We start from the raw sequence: 15,142 nt of genomic DNA on the forward strand, positions 1-15,142 counted from the left end.
GTCAGGTTCAGGCGTTTTCGCGGTTGTTCAGGGTCAACTCGGCCAGGGTTCGGAACTCGGCCAGCAGGCCTCGCACATAGGCGACCTGGTTGTTCGCCCAGCGGTGTTCGTCGGCGAGCATGCGTTCGAGCGAGTAGCCGTCCGGGAGTGGTGTGTCACTCATTTCCCGGTACGCAATGAATGGATCGGCAGCCTCAGAGGTCTGGCGGAACGCCGGGGCGATGTAGTGATTTTCCTGCTCAAGAATGAAGGCGATCACTTGCGGGGTTGAGTCGCCGAGCATCAACAGTTCGAACAGCATGCGGGCGCTTGGCAGATCGTCTTCGTCGCTGCCCTGCAGCACGCCGTAATGACCGAAGCCGTTTTGCTCGGGGACGATGCGCACACCCTTGAGGTGGGTCTGGCGTATGTGCGGCGCCAGGGTCCGCAGCGCCGGTAGTGGCTGTTCGCAGGCGTTGATCATGTTGCCGAAGTCGAACAAGGCATGCAGCCGTGGGTGGTTTAGCCGGTTCAGCAGTTGCGCGATCTCGCCGCTCTTGAGTTCTTCATGCTGCTCGAAGTCGAAGTACAGATCGTGCTTGTCGGCCTGCTGCGCAAGGTAATGCAGATCGGATTCGATGACGTCCATGACCCGCGACAACGCGCCCTCGTAGCGTGAGTAAACGCGGATGTTGCGCACACCCAGCGCCTTGGCAATGGCGATCACTTGATCGACATCTTTTTTCAGCGTGCTGCTGATTTCCAGATGCACATCCAGTGCGAGCGTATTGGCCTTATCGGCAAACGCTTGCAACTGCGCGGGTGTCATTTGACTCAGGCTGTTTTCCTCGCCGTCCAGCAAGTGCAGGCTCAGACCTTGCAACTCGTGGCGATAGGCGAAATCCAGCAGATCGGCCGGCGTGACACGGCCATGGGTGAGGTTGGTCAGCAAGGGATAGGCATGAGCAAACAAGCGCATCTGCCCAAGGCGGTCGAGCAGTTGACGGGCCAGTGCTTCAGTCAGTAGGGGAGGCGTTCCTGCCTCGGCAGCCTTGTGGCTGAGCAAGGTATTGAATCTCTCTTGGATCTTATTGTTCATTCGAGTCGTTCCTGGTTCAGACGCCGGGTCTACCGGCGCAGCCTTTATCGCGCCAGTCAGGAACTCTCGATAGATCCATTATCAGTTAAATCATAAGACCACTTCCCTTGCTTCAAGTGGCCTGCAGGTACCCCATTTTGCTCAAGGCCCGGGCCAGCGCTTCGACACGCTCCTTGGCCTGGTCCTCAGGTGTGCCGGCAAATCCGATGAGCAGGGCTGGTGGCAGGACATGCTCAAGGCAGTAATCGCTCAAGGCATAAGTGTGGATGTTGTGCCGGGCCAGTTCCCTGGCGATGGCGTCGTCATCAAGCGTGGGTGGCAGCCAGGCGATCAGGTGCATGCCGGCTTCCACCGGGGTGATGTTGAAGAAGCCGCCCAGCTGTTGCTGAAGTTGCTCGACCAATGCTTGCTGGCGAGCCTGGTACAGCGCACGCATGCGGCGGATGTGCCCGAGGAAGTGGCCTTCGCGCATGAAGTCCGCCGTCGTCGCCTGGAGAAGCGTGGGCGGGCTGCGATCCATCACCGCGCGCAAGGTGCAGAAGGGTTCGATCAGGGCTTGCGGCAATATCACATAGCCCAGTCTTAGTGAGGGAAAGAGCACTTTGCTGAAGGTGCCGACGTAGATCACTCGAGCCATCCGGTCCATGGCGTAGAGCGCGGGGAGGAGGCGGCCGCTGTAGCGAAATTCACTGTCGCAATCGTCTTCGATGATCCAGCTCTGATACTGCGCAGCCCAGTCGATGAGTGCCTGGCGCCGCGCATAACTCATGGTCACGCCCAAGGGATGCTGGCGAGATGGCGTAGTGAATACCAGGCGGGCGTCGGGGCACTCGGCCAGGCCTTGCTGAATATCGATCCCTTGTTCATCAATGCGTAACGGCACCACTTGGGCGCCTTGGGCTTGCAAGGCAATTCTTGCCGCGATATGCCCTGGATCCTCCATCCACACGCTGTCCTGCGGATTAAGCAGCAACATGCCCAGCAGGTTGAAGGCTTGCTGTGCGCCGGACACGATCACCACCTGCTCGGCAGTGCAGTCGATGCCACGGGCATCAAAAACGTATTCGGCAATCGCCTTGCGCAGGACCAGCAACCCTTGCAATTCGCCGTAACCGAGCAAGGCCTTGGTCGGCTTGAGCAGATGGCGGTTCATCAAGCGCCGCCACACCGCGAGCGGGAACGTGTCGTAGGTGCTGTGGCTGGGCAGGAATGAGGTGGGGGTCGCGGGGTCCCAATCGGTATAGGAAACCCCGCGAAAATGACTACTGCGCAGCGACAGCATGGACTGGCTCAGGTCGGACAGGCGCGGTGGCTGGCGCTGCTCTTCGTCGGCAATCCCGCGACGCTCCCACTCATTGCCGACATAGGTGCCCGCCCCGGTGCGCGAGGCCAGGAAGCCTTCAGCAATCAGCTGATCGAATGCATTGAGAATGGTGATCCGCGACAGCGCCAATTCTTTGCTCAGGGTCCGTGTCGACGGCAGGCGCACGCCCCCTTGCATTTTTCCGCTGAGAATCTGTTTGCGAATCTGCAAATAGAGTTGGCGGTACAGGGGGATGGAACTGGCACGGTCCAGCTCGATAGCCGACAGCAGCAAACCTGCAGGGGATTTCATCAGATGCTCGTCTGGAGAGAAGGTGGTTTGACCTGGAACACCATCAGGTACCGAGATGCGTAGGGTATCGAGAGGCACTGGATAAGTCATCTGTGCCAACGCCATCCAGACGTGTCGCGTGAGATCTCGGATGCCTGAATAGAGATTCGACAGCGCATCGGCCCGGGATTGAGCGGGGTGGCCGAGTGGATATCTGCACGAAGCCGATTATGCTTCAAGAAATCCTTGCAGCGATGCGAGGCCGTCAGCTTGTTTCCATGTCTGGCGCAATCCGTAATCCGATGACATCAGCCCTAGGGCCTGGGTGCGGTAAAAAGGTAGCGAGGTACTCCGGCCTATAACAAGAGCAAGACGGAGAAGACTCATGGCCGCAATCGACAATACATCCGCGGGCAGTGCACCCAATCGCGGGATCACCAGGGAGGAGCGCAAGGTTATTTTCGCCTCGTCCCTGGGCACCGTGTTCGAATGGTACGACTTCTATCTTTACGGCTCTCTCGCCGCGATCATCGCCAAGCACTTCTTCGCCGGCGTCAATGAGACAACGTCCTTCATCTTCGCGCTGCTGGCATTCGCCGCGGGCTTCGCCGTGCGCCCCCTTCGGTGCCATTGTGTTCGGCCGACTGGGCAACATGATCGGGCGCAAGCACACGTTCCTCATCACCATTGTCATCATGGGTATCTCCACGGCCGTGGTGGGTTTTTTGCCCGGTTATGCGAGCATCGGCGTGGCGGCGCCGATCATTCTGATCAGCCTGCGCCTGCTGCAAGGCCTGGCCCTGGGCGGTGAGTATGGCGGCGCGGCGACCTACGTGGCCGAACATGCGCCGAACGGCAAGCGCGGCTATTTCACCTCGTGGATCCAGACCACCGCGACCCTCGGCCTGTTCCTTTCGTTGCTGGTGATCCTCGCTTGCCGAACCATTCTCGGCACCGAAGCGTTCGAGGCCTGGGGCTGGCGGATTCCCTTTCTGCTGTCGATCCTGTTGCTGATCGTGTCGGTCTACATCCGCTTGCAGCTCAGCGAATCGCCGGTGTTCAAAAAAATGAAGGAAGAAGGCAAATCCTCCAAGGCGCCGTTGACCGAATCCTTCGCCCGCTGGGACAACCTCAAGATCGTGATCATGGCACTGCTCGGCGGTACCGCTGGCCAGGCGGTGGTCTGGTACACCGGGCAGTTCTATGCGCTGTTTTTCCTACTGCAGACACTCAAGATCGACCCACAGACCGCCAACCTGTTGATTGCCGGCTCACTGCTGATCGGCACGCCGTTCTTCGTGGTGTTTGGCAGTCTGTCCGACCGCATCGGCCGCAAGGGCATCATTATGGCGGGCTGCATCCTCGCGGCGCTGACCTATTTTCCAATCTTCCATGCGTTGACCCAATACGGTAACCCCGACGTGTTCATCGCGCAGGCGAAGAACCCGGTCACGGTGATCGCCGATCAGAGTAAGTGCTCGTTCCAGTTCGACCCGGTGGGCAAGGCCAAATTCACCAGTTCCTGCGACCTCGCCAAGAGCCTGCTGGCGAAAAAGGCTATCCCCTACAAAAACGAAAAAGCCGAACCTGGCGCCATCGCGCAGGTTCGCGTCGGCGACAAGGTGATCTCGAGCTTCGAGGGCACCGGCATGCCGGCTGCCGACTTCAAGGCCCGCAACGATGCCTTCGTTGCTACCCTCGGCACCACCCTCAAGGAGGCCGGCTACCCCGAGAAAGCCGACCCGGCGAAAACCAACTATCCAATGGTGCTGCTGCTCCTGACCATTCTGGTGATCTACGTCACCATGGTCTACGGCCCGATCGCCGCCTGGCTGGTTGAACTCTTCCCGGCGCGCATTCGCTACATCTCGATGTCGCTGCCGTACCACATCGGCAATGGCTGGTTCGGCGGCTTTCTGCCCACGGTGGCGTTCGCGATGGTCGCGGCCACGGGGGATATCTACTACGGGCTGTGGTACCCCATCGTCATCGCCGTGATGACGGCCATTCTCGGCACGTTCTTCCTGCCGGAAACCAAGGATCGGGAAATTCATCACACATAGGGTTGGCACATGCCCTTTCCCGTGGGGGAGAGGGCAAGCACCTTTGCGGGCGCAGAAGAGTACTTGAGAGTTAGCGCTTGCGACGATGGCCCGTGATCATCGACAGAGGCAGGTTTTCACGCAAGCGCAGGCTTTCCACCAGCGCCGCGACGATATGCACGCAAACTAGCGCGAGCAGCACGTTGGCCATAACCTCATGCACATCACGTAGCCAGTCCTCGCCCCAGAAATAGTCCACTTCTTCCATCAAAAAACCGCTGATACCGAGGCCGGTCATCAACAGCAGCATGAGCACCATCACCAGTGCTCCGATGGGCGAGTGCCCCATGCGGTGATAGCCCTTGCCGGAAAACAGCGCCCGGCCATGATGAGCGACGCGGGTCGGGGTCGGCCAGAAGTCTGCCCAACGTGCCGATGGTGGGCCGATGAACCCCCACACTACGCGCACCAGCACGACCGCCACGGCGTAATAGCCGAGCCAGCGATGCCAGCCGTCTCCTTCCTCGTTGAGGAAGTAGTCGCTGATGAAGACAACCGCCAGGGACCAATGACAAACGCGTACGAGAGGGTCCCAGAGGCGTAGGGTTTCAGCTTTCACAGGGGGGGCCTACTCGATCTCTTCTTTCACGACCTTGCCGGTGACCGGGTCAAAGTAGATCTCGACTTTGCGCTTGTCTTTGTCCCAGCCGTAGATCTCGTAGCAATTGCCGCTCGTGACCTTGAACTTCTTGATGTTGTAGCCCTTGGCCTTCAGATCTTCCTGAAACTTGGCCTGATCCTGCCATTGGGCCTTGTCGGCTGTGGTGCATTGAGTCCCGGCGAAAGCCAAGGGGGAGGCGGCAAGAAGGGAGAGCAACAGAAGTTTACGCATGGGTTTTCCTCGAAATATTGTTGTTGTCCGACAACGCGAGAGATTCTCAATCAGTCTCGCGCGCTGAAGATTAGTTGAGCTTTTGATCGTTGTCACGATGTTGCGGGCTGCGAACAAACGCCCTGGACTGTCGGGCGTTTGATGCCGATCTTGTAGGAGCCAGGCTTGCCAGTGCCGCCGTCAACGCCAGGCGATTGTCGAGCAAGTCCCACTTTCCGCAGGGTCGACACATTTGCCGTTGCCCGTACATGCGGGAAAACGTATATTCGGAAAAACGCATATATTCACCTTGGATGCGTGAACACCCAACGCAGAGAAAACCAATGGCAGACCCTCTGACGCCGACCACTGTTTTCAAATGCCTGGCGGATGACAACCGGGTCCGCATGATGCTGCTCATCGCCCGGGAGGGAGAGCTGTGCGTCTGCGAGCTGATCTGTGCGTTGAATCAGAGCCAGCCCAAAGTATCCAGGCACCTGGCGCAGTTGCGCACCGGCGGATTGCTCTCGGACCGTCGGCAGGGCCAATGGGTTTACTACCGACTTCACCCAAATCTTCCGGACTGGGTGCATCAGATGCTGACCGTGGTGCTCGAATCCAACGGGCACTGGTTGAGCCTGGATGCCAAGCGCCTTGAAGGCATGGGTGACCGTCCTGAACGGGTAGCTGCCTGCTGCCCGGTTTGATGAACAACAAAGACAGAGCATAAAAAATGACTATCAAAGTGGGCATCAATGGTTTTGGCCGCATCGGTCGCCTCGCGTTGCGCGCAGCCTGGAGCTGGCCAGAATTTGAATTCGTGCAAATCAACGATCCGGCAGGCGACGCGGCGACCCATGCGCATCTGCTGAACTTCGACTCGGTGCATGGCCGTTGGAGTTACCAGGCCGACTCCGAGGGCGACAGCATCGTCATCAACGGCAAACGAATCAAAGTCACCGCCAACACAGCAATTGCCGACACCGATTGGTCGGGTTGCGATCTGGTGATCGAAGCCAGCGGCAAGATGAAGACCGTTGCGGTATTACAGGCTTATCTCGATCAGGGCGTGAAGCGCGTAGTGGTCAGTGCGCCGGTGAAGGAACAGGGCGCGTTGAACATCGTCATGGGTGTCAATCATCAACTGTTCAACCCGGCGGAACATCGCATCGTCACCGCTGCGTCGTGCACCACCAATTGCCTCGCTCCAGTGGTCAAAGTGATTCATGAAAAGCTGGGCATTCGCCACGGCTCCATCACCACCATCCACGACCTGACCAACACTCAGAGCATCCTCGACCAACCCCACAAGGATCTGCGCCGAGCGCGAGCTTCGGGCATGAGTTTGATCCCGACCAGCACCGGCTCAGCCACCGCCATTGCCGAAATCTTCCCGGAACTGCGCGGGCGTCTGAATGGCCACGCCGTGCGCGTACCGTTGGCCAACGCTTCGCTGACCGATTGTGTCTTTGAAGTCGAGCGCGTCACCACGGTCGAAGAAGTGAATCAGTTCCTCAAGGACGCGTCCGAGAACGAACTGAAAGACATCCTCGGTTTCGAGGAGCGTCCGCTGGTGTCCATCGACTACCGCACCGACCCGCGTTCATCGATCATCGATGCGCTGTCGACGATGGTCATCAACGGCACCCAGGTCAAACTCTATGCCTGGTACGACAATGAATGGGGCTACGCGAACCGCACCGTCGAACTGGCCAGAATGGTCGGCCTGGCTGTTTAAGGAACGGTGATGAAAGCGTTGTCAGCCCTCGCTCCGCCAGTGCGGCAGTACCTGCTCGTGACGGGCAATTACTGGGCCTTCACCCTCACCGACGGTGCCTTGCGCATGTTGGTGGTGCTGCACTTTCACGCGTTAGGCTACAGCCCGCTGCAAATCGCGGCGTTGTTTCTGTTCTACGAACTCTTTGGCGTGATCACCAACCTGGTGGGCGGTTATCTCGGCGCCCGACTGGGCCTGAACCGGACCATGAACATCGGGCTGGGGATGCAGGTTGTGGCGCTGTTGATGCTGACGGTGCCAGTGCCCTGGCTGACGATTCCTTGGGTGATGGCCGCGCAGGCGTTGTCGGGGATCGCCAAAGACCTGAACAAGATGAGCGCCAAAAGCTCGATCAAGCTGTTAGTGCCTGATGGGCAGCAGGGCAAGCTTTACCAATGGATTGCCATCCTCACCGGCTCGAAGAACGCACTCAAGGGTGTCGGTTTCTTTCTCGGTGGGGCATTGCTCGCCCTGATCGGGTTCAAAGGGGCATTGCTGAGCATGGCAGGCGTCCTGGCGCTGATCTGGGTCAGTAGCTTGATCCTGTTGAAGAAGGATTTGGGTAAGGCCAAAGCCAAGCCGAGGTTTCGCGACATTCTGTCCAAGAGCCGGGCCATCAATATTCTGTCGGCGGCCCGGATGTTCCTGTTCGGTGCCCGCGATGTCTGGTTTGTCGTGGCGTTGCCGGTGTACTTGAGCAGCGTCTTTGGCTGGGATTTCTGGAAGGTCGGTGGATTCCTCGCGGCCTGGGTGATCGGCTACGGCATCGTGCAATCGTTCGCGCCGCGAATCACCGGCAAGCAACGAGGGCATGTTCCTGATGGTCGCGCTGCGTTTCTGTGGGCGCTTGCTCTGGCAGGCCTGCCCGCGGCAATCGCACTGGGGCTAAACACCGGGTTATCGCAACAGGGGGTGCTGTTAGGCGGATTGATGGGCTTTGGTGCGCTGTTCGCGGTGAACTCCTCGTTACACAGCTACCTGATCGTGTCTTATGCCAAGGAAGACGGCGTGTCGCTGGACGTGGGTTTCTACTACATGTCCAACGCCATGGGACGGCTGATCGGCACCGTGCTCTCCGGCTGGGTTTATCAGGCTTTCGGGCTGGAGGCGTGTCTATGGATATCCAGCCTGTTTGTTATTTTCGCGGCATTGATTTCCGTGGCGTTACCGAGGCATGCCGAAGTGCGTTAAATGCCCTGAGAGCGGCTGTTTCACGCGCTTTACTTCAACTATGAAAGTTTGATTTCTAGTAAGTTGTTCATGCGTGTGCCATTTTTCAGGCGTCAAATGGTTGAGGTTTTTTATATGTATCGAAAAGCAATTGGTCTTAGCACAATTTATTTGTACGCATTTGTTACAGCTTAAGCCATAAATAAACGCACTCGACCGCTGCGAGGGAAATCACAAGAATCTGGCAACTAAAAGTTTCGCCACAATAAAAATCAAATCCTCCTTATAAGTCGGTGATTATCATGATTAAAATCATGGCCTACTTTTTAACAGGAGCTGTTCTTGCAGGATGCAACGGTATGGTAAAACCCGACTTGTCGGGGCCTGCCAATGATTCATACTTCTCCGTCTTCTCGGGCTTTCCCTTGCCCTATCTGTACATGGCCTCGGCCGTGCAATGGAATGAAGACTATGCCGTCACCACGCGGCACACCCCCCTCATCCGCCACGTGGAATACAGCTGCAGCACCGGCTGTGACCTCGTCTTCATCCAGCACAAGGCCGACGGCCGCTATCCGTCATGGCGCGCACCGCGTGTGGGTGAACACATCACCGCCGTGGGGGCGAGCCCCTACATGACGACCGTCACCGGCCAAGGCAAGGTGTACCCGGCGCCCTTCATCAATAGCGATGAAGGCAGCGGCGAACGCTATGCCATCCATGATGCCCCGATGATAAAGGGGATGTCGGGTGGTCCCGTCATCGGCAATGACGGCAGCATTGTCGGTATCAATGTCGGATTTTTCTCCACCACCCTTAATGATGTGAGTTTTCACCCTGGATTAAAGGGGGCTGAGCGAGTCAGCATCTTTATTCCTTACTCGATCATTCAGCGTGAATGGGAGTTGATGCAGGTGAAACTTAATGATCCGCACGGCGCGCAGTACGCCAAGAAGTAACGTTGCGTCATCAATCAATTGGCCGTCGGGATGGGGTTCATGAACCCCATCATGGCTGGTTAGTTGAATCCAGGCGTATATTGATTGTGTCGATCCAGATCATTGAGGCGATAGCAGATCGCTGACGGTGTGACAGACGAGAGGCTGGGGGGCTAGCAGATATCCCAGAACGTTTGGAGGTGTGACATGAGCCAATATCAACGACTCCTTCTAATAGCCGGTCCTACCATGCGTCACACGCCGGCGCTGCAGCGGGCCGTCGCCATTGCCGAAGCCACAGGCGCAGCGCTGCATATCACGGTGTTTATCGAAGACTTCAACCTCTTGGGTTTGATACACGCCAGTGCACGGTTTCGTGAGGCCTGCCAGCAAGAGAACGAAAAATGGCTCAAGGATGAAGCCGAGCTGATTCGTGGGCGCGGGATCCCGCTGAGCACCGAGGTGCTTTTCACGCGCGACGCGCTGCAAGAGATCCTTCAGCACGTGGCAACTACGCAGGCGGACCTGGTCATCAAGGACGTGCAGCACGAGTCCGCACTCAAACGCGTTTTCGTTACGCCGCTGGATTGGCATCTGCTGCGCGAATGTCCAGTGCCTGTCCACCTGGTCAGCGAAGTCGGTTGCCCACTTCCGCGCGTGATCGTGGCGGCAGTCGATCCGTCCCACCCAGAGACTCAGATCTCTGGAATCAATGACCTGATCATCCAGGCTGCGAATGAATTGGCAACGCAATGCCATGCAGAAATGCACCTGTTGTATGCCTACGATCTAGCGCAGACGCATCTATCGGATGCGGGCGCGGGTGCAGTAACAATGCCTGGCTTCAACAGCGACGTACGCAAGTCTTTGCACAAGTCATTCATCGCATTGGCCGATCACTATGGCGTGCCCACCGAACGGCAACACTTCGTGGCAGGGCCACCCGGTAAAGCGCTGGCCGATTTTGCTGCGCATCACCGGGCCGATGTGATCGTCATGGGGAATGCGCATCGCAAAGGACTGGACAAGTGGGTGGGCAGTACGACCGAGCATGTTCTGTATCGGGTGCCTTGCAACATTCTTGCAGTCGCCCCACAAGCGGATCAATAAAGGGGGCCGTTGCCAGGTGATCTGGAAAGAGAACCTCGGCCACCGCCTCGGGATTTTTTCTGGACGCGTGCCGAGATATCCTGGTAGGTATCACTGTCGGTCGCGGCGAGCAGCTTTCCACCGTCTTTCAGGGTGGCCATGAATGTCACCTCGGTGTTATTGCCAGCGAGCAGATAGCCGGCAATGGCTCCGACGGGACCGAGCAACATGGCGCCCGCAAGACCCAGGCCGATGGCGGTCTTTATATTCTTGTTCGAATCCGTGTTCTGAATGGTCAGGTCTTTGAATTCCGAGACGGGAAAACTGTTTCCACGCCGGGGTTTGAGCGACGTTTTGAGCGTGATGGTTCCAAGATGATATTCCCCGTCGCACTGCGGGAAGTCACCGGCGAGTACTATGATCTTTGCCATGTGGAGTTGTCTCTGGGCGATCATTTTTCGGGTAGAACATTGCGCGCGCCCAATGCCAAAACGTCAACGACCCGACGATGAGTGGCATTCATGAATTCGCGATACACAAGTATCAGTCCTGCAAAACAATTTCATTCTCAGGTCGGCCTTGGTGCTCCGACATGGACGTTTTATAACGTTTAGCTAAAGCGGGTAGAGAGTGCGCTTTAATCCTCCGCTGGTCCGACAGGTTTAATCGTGATCAGGATCAAAGGCTCGGCATCATCAACAAACCTTTCAGCCGAGAGGATTTAACGGAGGATTAATGGATTTCTGGACCACCACGCAGGTATCGATTCTAGGGTTGGTTGAAGGGCTTACAGAGTTCTTGCCGATTTCCAGCACCGGGCATCAAATCATTGCCGCGGACTTGCTCGAATTCGGCGGTGAGCGAGCGATGGCATTCAATATCATCATTCAGCTGGGCGCTATTCTGGCGGTCGTCTGGGAGTTTCGTCGCAAGATTGTGGAGATCACCAGTGGTTTGCCAACCCAGCGTAATGCGCAACGTTTCGCGCTGAATTTATTGATCGGATTCTTGCCGGCAGTTGTTCTGGGTGTGATGTTCGCCGACAAGATTCATGAATATCTTTTCAACCCGATCACCGTGGCCGTGGCGCTGGTGGTCGGTGGAATCATCATGTTGTGGGCGGAACAGCGTGAGCATGTGGTGGTGATCGATCACGTTGACGAGATGCGCTGGACCGATGCCTTGAAAGTGGGTTTCGCCCAGTGCCTGGCGATGATCCCCGGCACGTCGCGCTCGGGATCGACGATTATCGGCGGGTTGCTGTTTGGCCTGTCACGCAAGACGGCTACCGAGTTTTCGTTCTTCCTGGCAATGCCGACGATGGTGGGGGCCGCGGTGTATTCGGGCTATAAGTACCGCGACCTGTTCCAGGCCGCCGACTTGCCGGTATTTGCCCTGGGATTTGTCGCCGCGTTCCTTTTTGCGATGATTGCCGTGCGTGGTTTGCTCAAGTTCATCGCCAACCATAGTTATGCGGTATTTGCCTGGTACCGGATCGCGTTTGGCGTGTTGATCCTGGCGACGTGGTTTTTGGGTTGGGTCGACTGGAATCACCTTTCGGAGGGGGCATAGGTTTCCTCTATTCATAAAAAAACGCCGCGTGTTGAGCGGCGTTTTTATATGGGTTTGAAGGCGCGCTAAATCTTGTTAACCCCTGCCAATGGCAGGTTGATGCGCTGTTCACGCTGCAGGATATTCATCATCAACAGCACCCGTTCCTCGCCGTCCATGGCCAGGAACACCGCCTCGAGATCGGAGAACGGGCCTTCAGTGATGCGCACCGTATCTCCTTCTCTCAACAACGTTGTCACGATCGCCTGGCTGTCCCGCTCCTGGAGCTCGTCGATCAGTGCATCGCGGATAGGCAATGGCTGACCGCCAAAGCCGACGACTCGCGAAACGCCACGGGTCGAGCGCAACGGGCCCCAACTGTCCTGAAGGCTCAGTTGAATGAACAGATAGCCCGGAAACAGCGACTCACTGATCACCCGACGCTGCCCGCGAAAAATACGCTCACGCCGATAGGTCGAGCGAAAACAGGCATAGCCCTGGCGCTGCAAATGCTCTTCGGCGCGCTCATCCTGTTTGGGCTTGCACTGAAGCAGGTACCAGGCTTTGGCGGGGAGCTCTGCAGTCGCGTTCATGAAAATTCCCTCCCGGTATCGATCTGCTCCAGTAGCTGGGCGGTTTTACGCTGCATCAGCGTGCTGTCGCCGCGACTTTCCACGGTCAGACACACCACACCACCCTCGTTCAAAAGACGAACACTGAGGCGCCAGTCGGCAAAGACCAGGTTCAGGCCGTCGTTCTCGTTGAACTCGAGGGCATCGGTGGCGTAGCGCTGCTTGATGCTCGCCAGTAGCGCCGGGCCATCCGCGACTTGACGGCGGATCTCCCCGGAAGAGGGGAAGGCGCCGATGCGCTCCACCAACAGCACCGGCGGTTTCTGCACGCGAGAAAAGATCAACTCCGACGCATAGGCGCGCACGATGCGGTACGCGAGGTTGTGCTTCAGGTCAGCGCCGTACGGGGGGCGACTGTCATCTGCCTTGAAACCGCTCAATGTCTTCATAGAGGCTTCGTCCATAAGGTAATAAAGACCCTATCGGGGGTCAGCAACATCACAGGGCGTTCTGATGCAGGTGCTCGAAACAGAAATTGGTGGCTTCGATATAGCCTTCGGCGCCACCGCAATCGAAACGTCGGCCCTTGAATTGGTAAGCCAGCACGCAGCCGTTCTGGGCCTGCTTCATCAATGCGTCGGTGATCTGGATTTCACCGCCCTTGCCAGGCTCGGTGTCAGCGATCAGGTCGAAGATATCGGGGGTCAGAATATAGCGACCGATAATGGCCAGGTTAGACGGGGCGTCTTCCGGGCTAGGCTTTTCGACCATGCTGTTGACCCGGTAAATGCCCTCGCGAATCAGCTCGCCGGCAATCACGCCGTACTTCTGAGTCTGCTCACGCGGTACTTCCTGAATCGCCACAATCGAACAACGGAACTGCTCATAGAGCTTGAGCATTTGCGCCAGTACGCCATCGCCTTCCAGATTCAGACACAGGTCATCGGCCAGCACCACGGCGAATGGTTCATCACCGATCAACGAACGACCGCTGAGAATGGCGTGCCCCAGGCCCTTCATCTCCACCTGACGGGTGTAGGAAAAAGTACAGTTATCGATCAGCTCACGAGTGCCTTCCAGGAATCGCTCCTTATCGGTACCACGAATCTGGTGTTCCAGCTCGAAGCTGACATCGAAATGATCCTCCAGCGCTCGCTTGCCTCTGCCGGTGACGATAGCCATATGTTTCAGGCCGGCGTCACGCGCTTCCTCGACGGCATACTGGATCAGCGGCTTACTGACAATCGGCAGCATCTCCTTGGGCATGGCCTTGGTGGCGGGCAAAAAGCGGGTTCCATAGCCGGCAGCGGGGAACAGGCATTTACGAATCATGGAAACGTCCTTGAAAGTAGACTCAGATGGAGTGGCAAATGGCAGTAGGAAAGGTTCGACTAGGCTATCGGACCGGCACGCTGGAGAGTGCGGACTCTAAATGGCTCGATCACTCGTGAAAAATCTTGGCAACGCTGCAGGGGCAGCGAAAGGCCTGTACGCCATGTTTCGCGCAAGGCGAGGGCACAGAGAACGATCGGGCGGTCGATTGGCTGGCGAGCAGGTCTGGTGGTTCCATGACATACCCCTGACACAACCCGCTTTAAATAAAGTTATTGCCCAAGGCATCTCTTACTCAACTTCTAATCTCATACCCGACGCCCTGGCAATGTTCTAACGGAACGGCTATATATTAGCCATTCGCGACAGTGGTGTAATTTAGATTGAACGGTCGCGGGAAAATGGTAATTGTTAGAAATTGTCTGGATAAATGCGAGGACTGTTATTTTTAGTGTTCGAAGAGTGGAATGTTATTTTTTGTCTGAAGAAAAAGTTGGGGGCTGTTCAAACGTCATGGTAATAAATACGCACTGATTGTTTTTAAAGTTGCAGCTGCATTTACCGGGTTGATCAACACCCGGTCTCATTCGTAGTTTGAAGCTCTTATGTTCGGCAAGTGCTAGGTCACCGCCAATGTTGACAAGACGGGGAACGTTATCTTGCTAAAAAGGGTTTTGATTGTCTGCGTCGGCAATATTTGCCGCAGCCCCACCGCGGAGCATCTGCTGCGCGGGGCACTCGTCCATTCCGATATCGAGGTCAGCTCGGCGGGCCTCGCCGCCTTGGCGGGCAAACCCATCGAATCGACGGCACATGCCGTACTCAAGGAGCATGGTCATCTGCCCCACGAGCACGAAGCCGTTCAACTCACCTCTCAAGCCGTCAGTGAGGCGGACTTGATTCTGGTGATGGAGAGGCGGCATGTCAGCGGGGTACTCAACATTGCCCCCGAAGCGCGAGGCAAGGTGTTGCTACTGGGCAAATGGCAAGACGATCGCGAAATCAGCGATCCCTATCGTCAAGGCAAACCTGCTTTTGTGCACGCTTATGCGTTGATCGAAGAAGCCGTACTCGCATGGGCACAGCGCTTGGCGCGCTGATGGCCACTCCTTTTTGAATCGTAATACA

General features: G+C 57.1%; 15 protein-coding genes and 1 pseudogene. 8 read left to right on the plus strand and 8 right to left on the minus strand.

Annotated elements, in window-relative coordinates:
- Positions 1 to 7: 7 nt before the first annotated feature.
- Positions 8 to 1,078, minus strand: a complete 1,071-nt coding sequence (locus tag LOY56_RS09865; protein ID WP_258621354.1) for a sugar phosphate isomerase/epimerase — start codon at positions 1,076 to 1,078, stop codon at positions 8 to 10.
- Between the two features lie 112 nt (positions 1,079 to 1,190).
- Positions 1,191 to 2,693: a PLP-dependent aminotransferase family protein gene (locus LOY56_RS09870; protein WP_258621356.1), complete on the minus strand. Its 1,503-nt coding sequence runs from the start codon at positions 2,691 to 2,693 to the stop codon at positions 1,191 to 1,193.
- Between the two features lie 364 nt (positions 2,694 to 3,057).
- Between LOY56_RS09870 and LOY56_RS09875 the strand changes: the two are divergent.
- Positions 3,058 to 4,735, plus strand: a pseudogene (locus tag LOY56_RS09875) (MFS transporter).
- Between the two features lie 70 nt (positions 4,736 to 4,805).
- Here the strand turns inward: LOY56_RS09875 and LOY56_RS09880 are convergent.
- Both LOY56_RS09880 and LOY56_RS09885 read right to left on the minus strand, forming a co-directional pair.
- Positions 4,806 to 5,333, minus strand: coding sequence for a cytochrome b/b6 domain-containing protein (locus LOY56_RS09880; RefSeq protein ID WP_258621357.1), 528 nt, complete (start codon positions 5,331 to 5,333; stop codon positions 4,806 to 4,808).
- Positions 5,334 to 5,342: 9 nt separating this feature from the next.
- Positions 5,343 to 5,606 carry a PepSY domain-containing protein gene (locus tag LOY56_RS09885; protein WP_007900892.1) on the minus strand — a complete coding sequence of 88 codons (264 nt, stop codon included), beginning with the start codon at positions 5,604 to 5,606 and terminating at the stop codon, positions 5,343 to 5,345.
- Between the two features lie 323 nt (positions 5,607 to 5,929).
- On the opposite strand from LOY56_RS09885, the gene LOY56_RS09890 reads away from it, so the two are divergent.
- From LOY56_RS09890 to LOY56_RS09910, 5 genes are all read left to right on the plus strand, one after another.
- Entirely contained in the window at positions 5,930 to 6,292 is a 363-nt protein-coding gene (locus tag LOY56_RS09890) for a metalloregulator ArsR/SmtB family transcription factor (protein WP_258621359.1), read from the plus strand.
- A gap of 26 nt (positions 6,293 to 6,318) precedes the next feature.
- Positions 6,319 to 7,323, plus strand: a complete 1,005-nt coding sequence (locus LOY56_RS09895; protein WP_258621360.1) for an ArsJ-associated glyceraldehyde-3-phosphate dehydrogenase — start codon at positions 6,319 to 6,321, stop codon at positions 7,321 to 7,323.
- Between the two features lie 9 nt (positions 7,324 to 7,332).
- Complete coding sequence (gene arsJ / locus LOY56_RS09900; protein WP_258621362.1) at positions 7,333 to 8,553, plus strand: organoarsenical effux MFS transporter ArsJ; 1,221 nt, start codon at positions 7,333 to 7,335, stop codon at positions 8,551 to 8,553.
- A 338-nt stretch (positions 8,554 to 8,891) separates the two neighbouring features.
- The gene (locus tag LOY56_RS09905; protein WP_258622599.1) at positions 8,892 to 9,491 is read left to right on the plus strand and encodes a serine protease; all 600 of its coding nucleotides are present in this window, start codon (positions 8,892 to 8,894) and stop codon (positions 9,489 to 9,491) included.
- A gap of 186 nt (positions 9,492 to 9,677) precedes the next feature.
- Positions 9,678 to 10,580 carry a universal stress protein gene (locus tag LOY56_RS09910; RefSeq protein WP_258621364.1) on the plus strand — a complete coding sequence of 301 codons (903 nt, stop codon included), beginning with the start codon at positions 9,678 to 9,680 and terminating at the stop codon, positions 10,578 to 10,580.
- Here the strand turns inward: LOY56_RS09910 and LOY56_RS09915 are convergent.
- Entirely contained in the window at positions 10,574 to 10,990 is a 417-nt protein-coding gene (locus tag LOY56_RS09915; RefSeq protein ID WP_258621366.1) for a hypothetical protein, read from the minus strand. The two genes, LOY56_RS09910 and LOY56_RS09915, sit on opposite strands and share 7 nt — an antisense overlap.
- Positions 10,991 to 11,294: 304 nt before the next feature.
- Between LOY56_RS09915 and LOY56_RS09920 the strand changes: the two genes are divergently transcribed.
- A complete protein-coding gene (locus LOY56_RS09920; protein WP_258621368.1) occupies positions 11,295 to 12,131 on the plus strand; it encodes an undecaprenyl-diphosphate phosphatase in 837 nt (278 codons plus the stop codon).
- Positions 12,132 to 12,196: 65 nt separating this feature from the next.
- On the opposite strand, the gene rfaH is transcribed toward LOY56_RS09920, so the two are convergent.
- The 3 genes from rfaH to galU are packed head-to-tail and all read right to left on the minus strand — an operon-like array spanning position 12,197 to position 14,014.
- Positions 12,197 to 12,703, minus strand: a complete 507-nt coding sequence (rfaH, locus tag LOY56_RS09925) for a transcription/translation regulatory transformer protein RfaH (RefSeq protein ID WP_258621370.1) — start codon at positions 12,701 to 12,703, stop codon at positions 12,197 to 12,199.
- Positions 12,700 to 13,131, minus strand: a complete 432-nt coding sequence (locus LOY56_RS09930; protein ID WP_258621372.1) for a phosphomannomutase — start codon at positions 13,129 to 13,131, stop codon at positions 12,700 to 12,702. Before LOY56_RS09930 ends, rfaH begins: the two co-directional genes overlap by 4 nt.
- Before the next feature lie 49 nt (positions 13,132 to 13,180).
- The gene (gene galU, locus LOY56_RS09935) at positions 13,181 to 14,014 is read right to left on the minus strand and encodes a UTP--glucose-1-phosphate uridylyltransferase GalU (protein ID WP_258621374.1); all 834 of its coding nucleotides are present in this window, start codon (positions 14,012 to 14,014) and stop codon (positions 13,181 to 13,183) included.
- A 659-nt stretch (positions 14,015 to 14,673) separates the two neighbouring features.
- Between galU and LOY56_RS09940 the strand changes: the two genes are divergently transcribed.
- Positions 14,674 to 15,114, plus strand: a complete 441-nt coding sequence (locus LOY56_RS09940; RefSeq protein WP_258621376.1) for a low molecular weight protein-tyrosine-phosphatase — start codon at positions 14,674 to 14,676, stop codon at positions 15,112 to 15,114.
- Positions 15,115 to 15,142 lie beyond the last annotated feature (28 nt).

Source organism: Pseudomonas sp. B21-048 (assembly GCF_024748615.1).
GTDB lineage: Bacteria > Pseudomonadota > Gammaproteobacteria > Pseudomonadales > Pseudomonadaceae > Aquipseudomonas.

Excerpts from the sequence above, each read along its gene's own strand:
- LOY56_RS09920 (WP_258621368.1), top strand. The coding sequence starts at position 11,295 with ATGGATTTCTGGACCACCACGCAGGTATCGATTCTAGGGTTGGTTGAA.
- LOY56_RS09885 (WP_007900892.1), bottom strand. The coding sequence starts at position 5,606 with ATGCGTAAACTTCTGTTGCTCTCCCTTCTTGCCGCCTCCCCCTTGGCT.
- LOY56_RS09870 (WP_258621356.1), bottom strand. The coding sequence starts at position 2,693 with ATGAAATCCCCTGCAGGTTTGCTGCTGTCGGCTATCGAGCTGGACCGT.
- LOY56_RS09890 (WP_258621359.1), top strand. The coding sequence starts at position 5,930 with ATGGCAGACCCTCTGACGCCGACCACTGTTTTCAAATGCCTGGCGGAT.
- LOY56_RS09930 (WP_258621372.1), bottom strand. The coding sequence starts at position 13,131 with ATGAAGACATTGAGCGGTTTCAAGGCAGATGACAGTCGCCCCCCGTAC.
- LOY56_RS09895 (WP_258621360.1), top strand. The coding sequence starts at position 6,319 with ATGACTATCAAAGTGGGCATCAATGGTTTTGGCCGCATCGGTCGCCTC.
- rfaH (WP_258621370.1), bottom strand. The coding sequence starts at position 12,703 with ATGAACGCGACTGCAGAGCTCCCCGCCAAAGCCTGGTACCTGCTTCAG.
- galU (WP_258621374.1), bottom strand. The coding sequence starts at position 14,014 with ATGATTCGTAAATGCCTGTTCCCCGCTGCCGGCTATGGAACCCGCTTT.
- arsJ (WP_258621362.1), top strand. The coding sequence starts at position 7,333 with ATGAAAGCGTTGTCAGCCCTCGCTCCGCCAGTGCGGCAGTACCTGCTC.
- LOY56_RS09910 (WP_258621364.1), top strand. The coding sequence starts at position 9,678 with ATGAGCCAATATCAACGACTCCTTCTAATAGCCGGTCCTACCATGCGT.
- LOY56_RS09915 (WP_258621366.1), bottom strand. The coding sequence starts at position 10,990 with ATGGCAAAGATCATAGTACTCGCCGGTGACTTCCCGCAGTGCGACGGG.
- LOY56_RS09865 (WP_258621354.1), bottom strand. The coding sequence starts at position 1,078 with ATGAACAATAAGATCCAAGAGAGATTCAATACCTTGCTCAGCCACAAG.
- LOY56_RS09905 (WP_258622599.1), top strand. The coding sequence starts at position 8,892 with ATGGTAAAACCCGACTTGTCGGGGCCTGCCAATGATTCATACTTCTCC.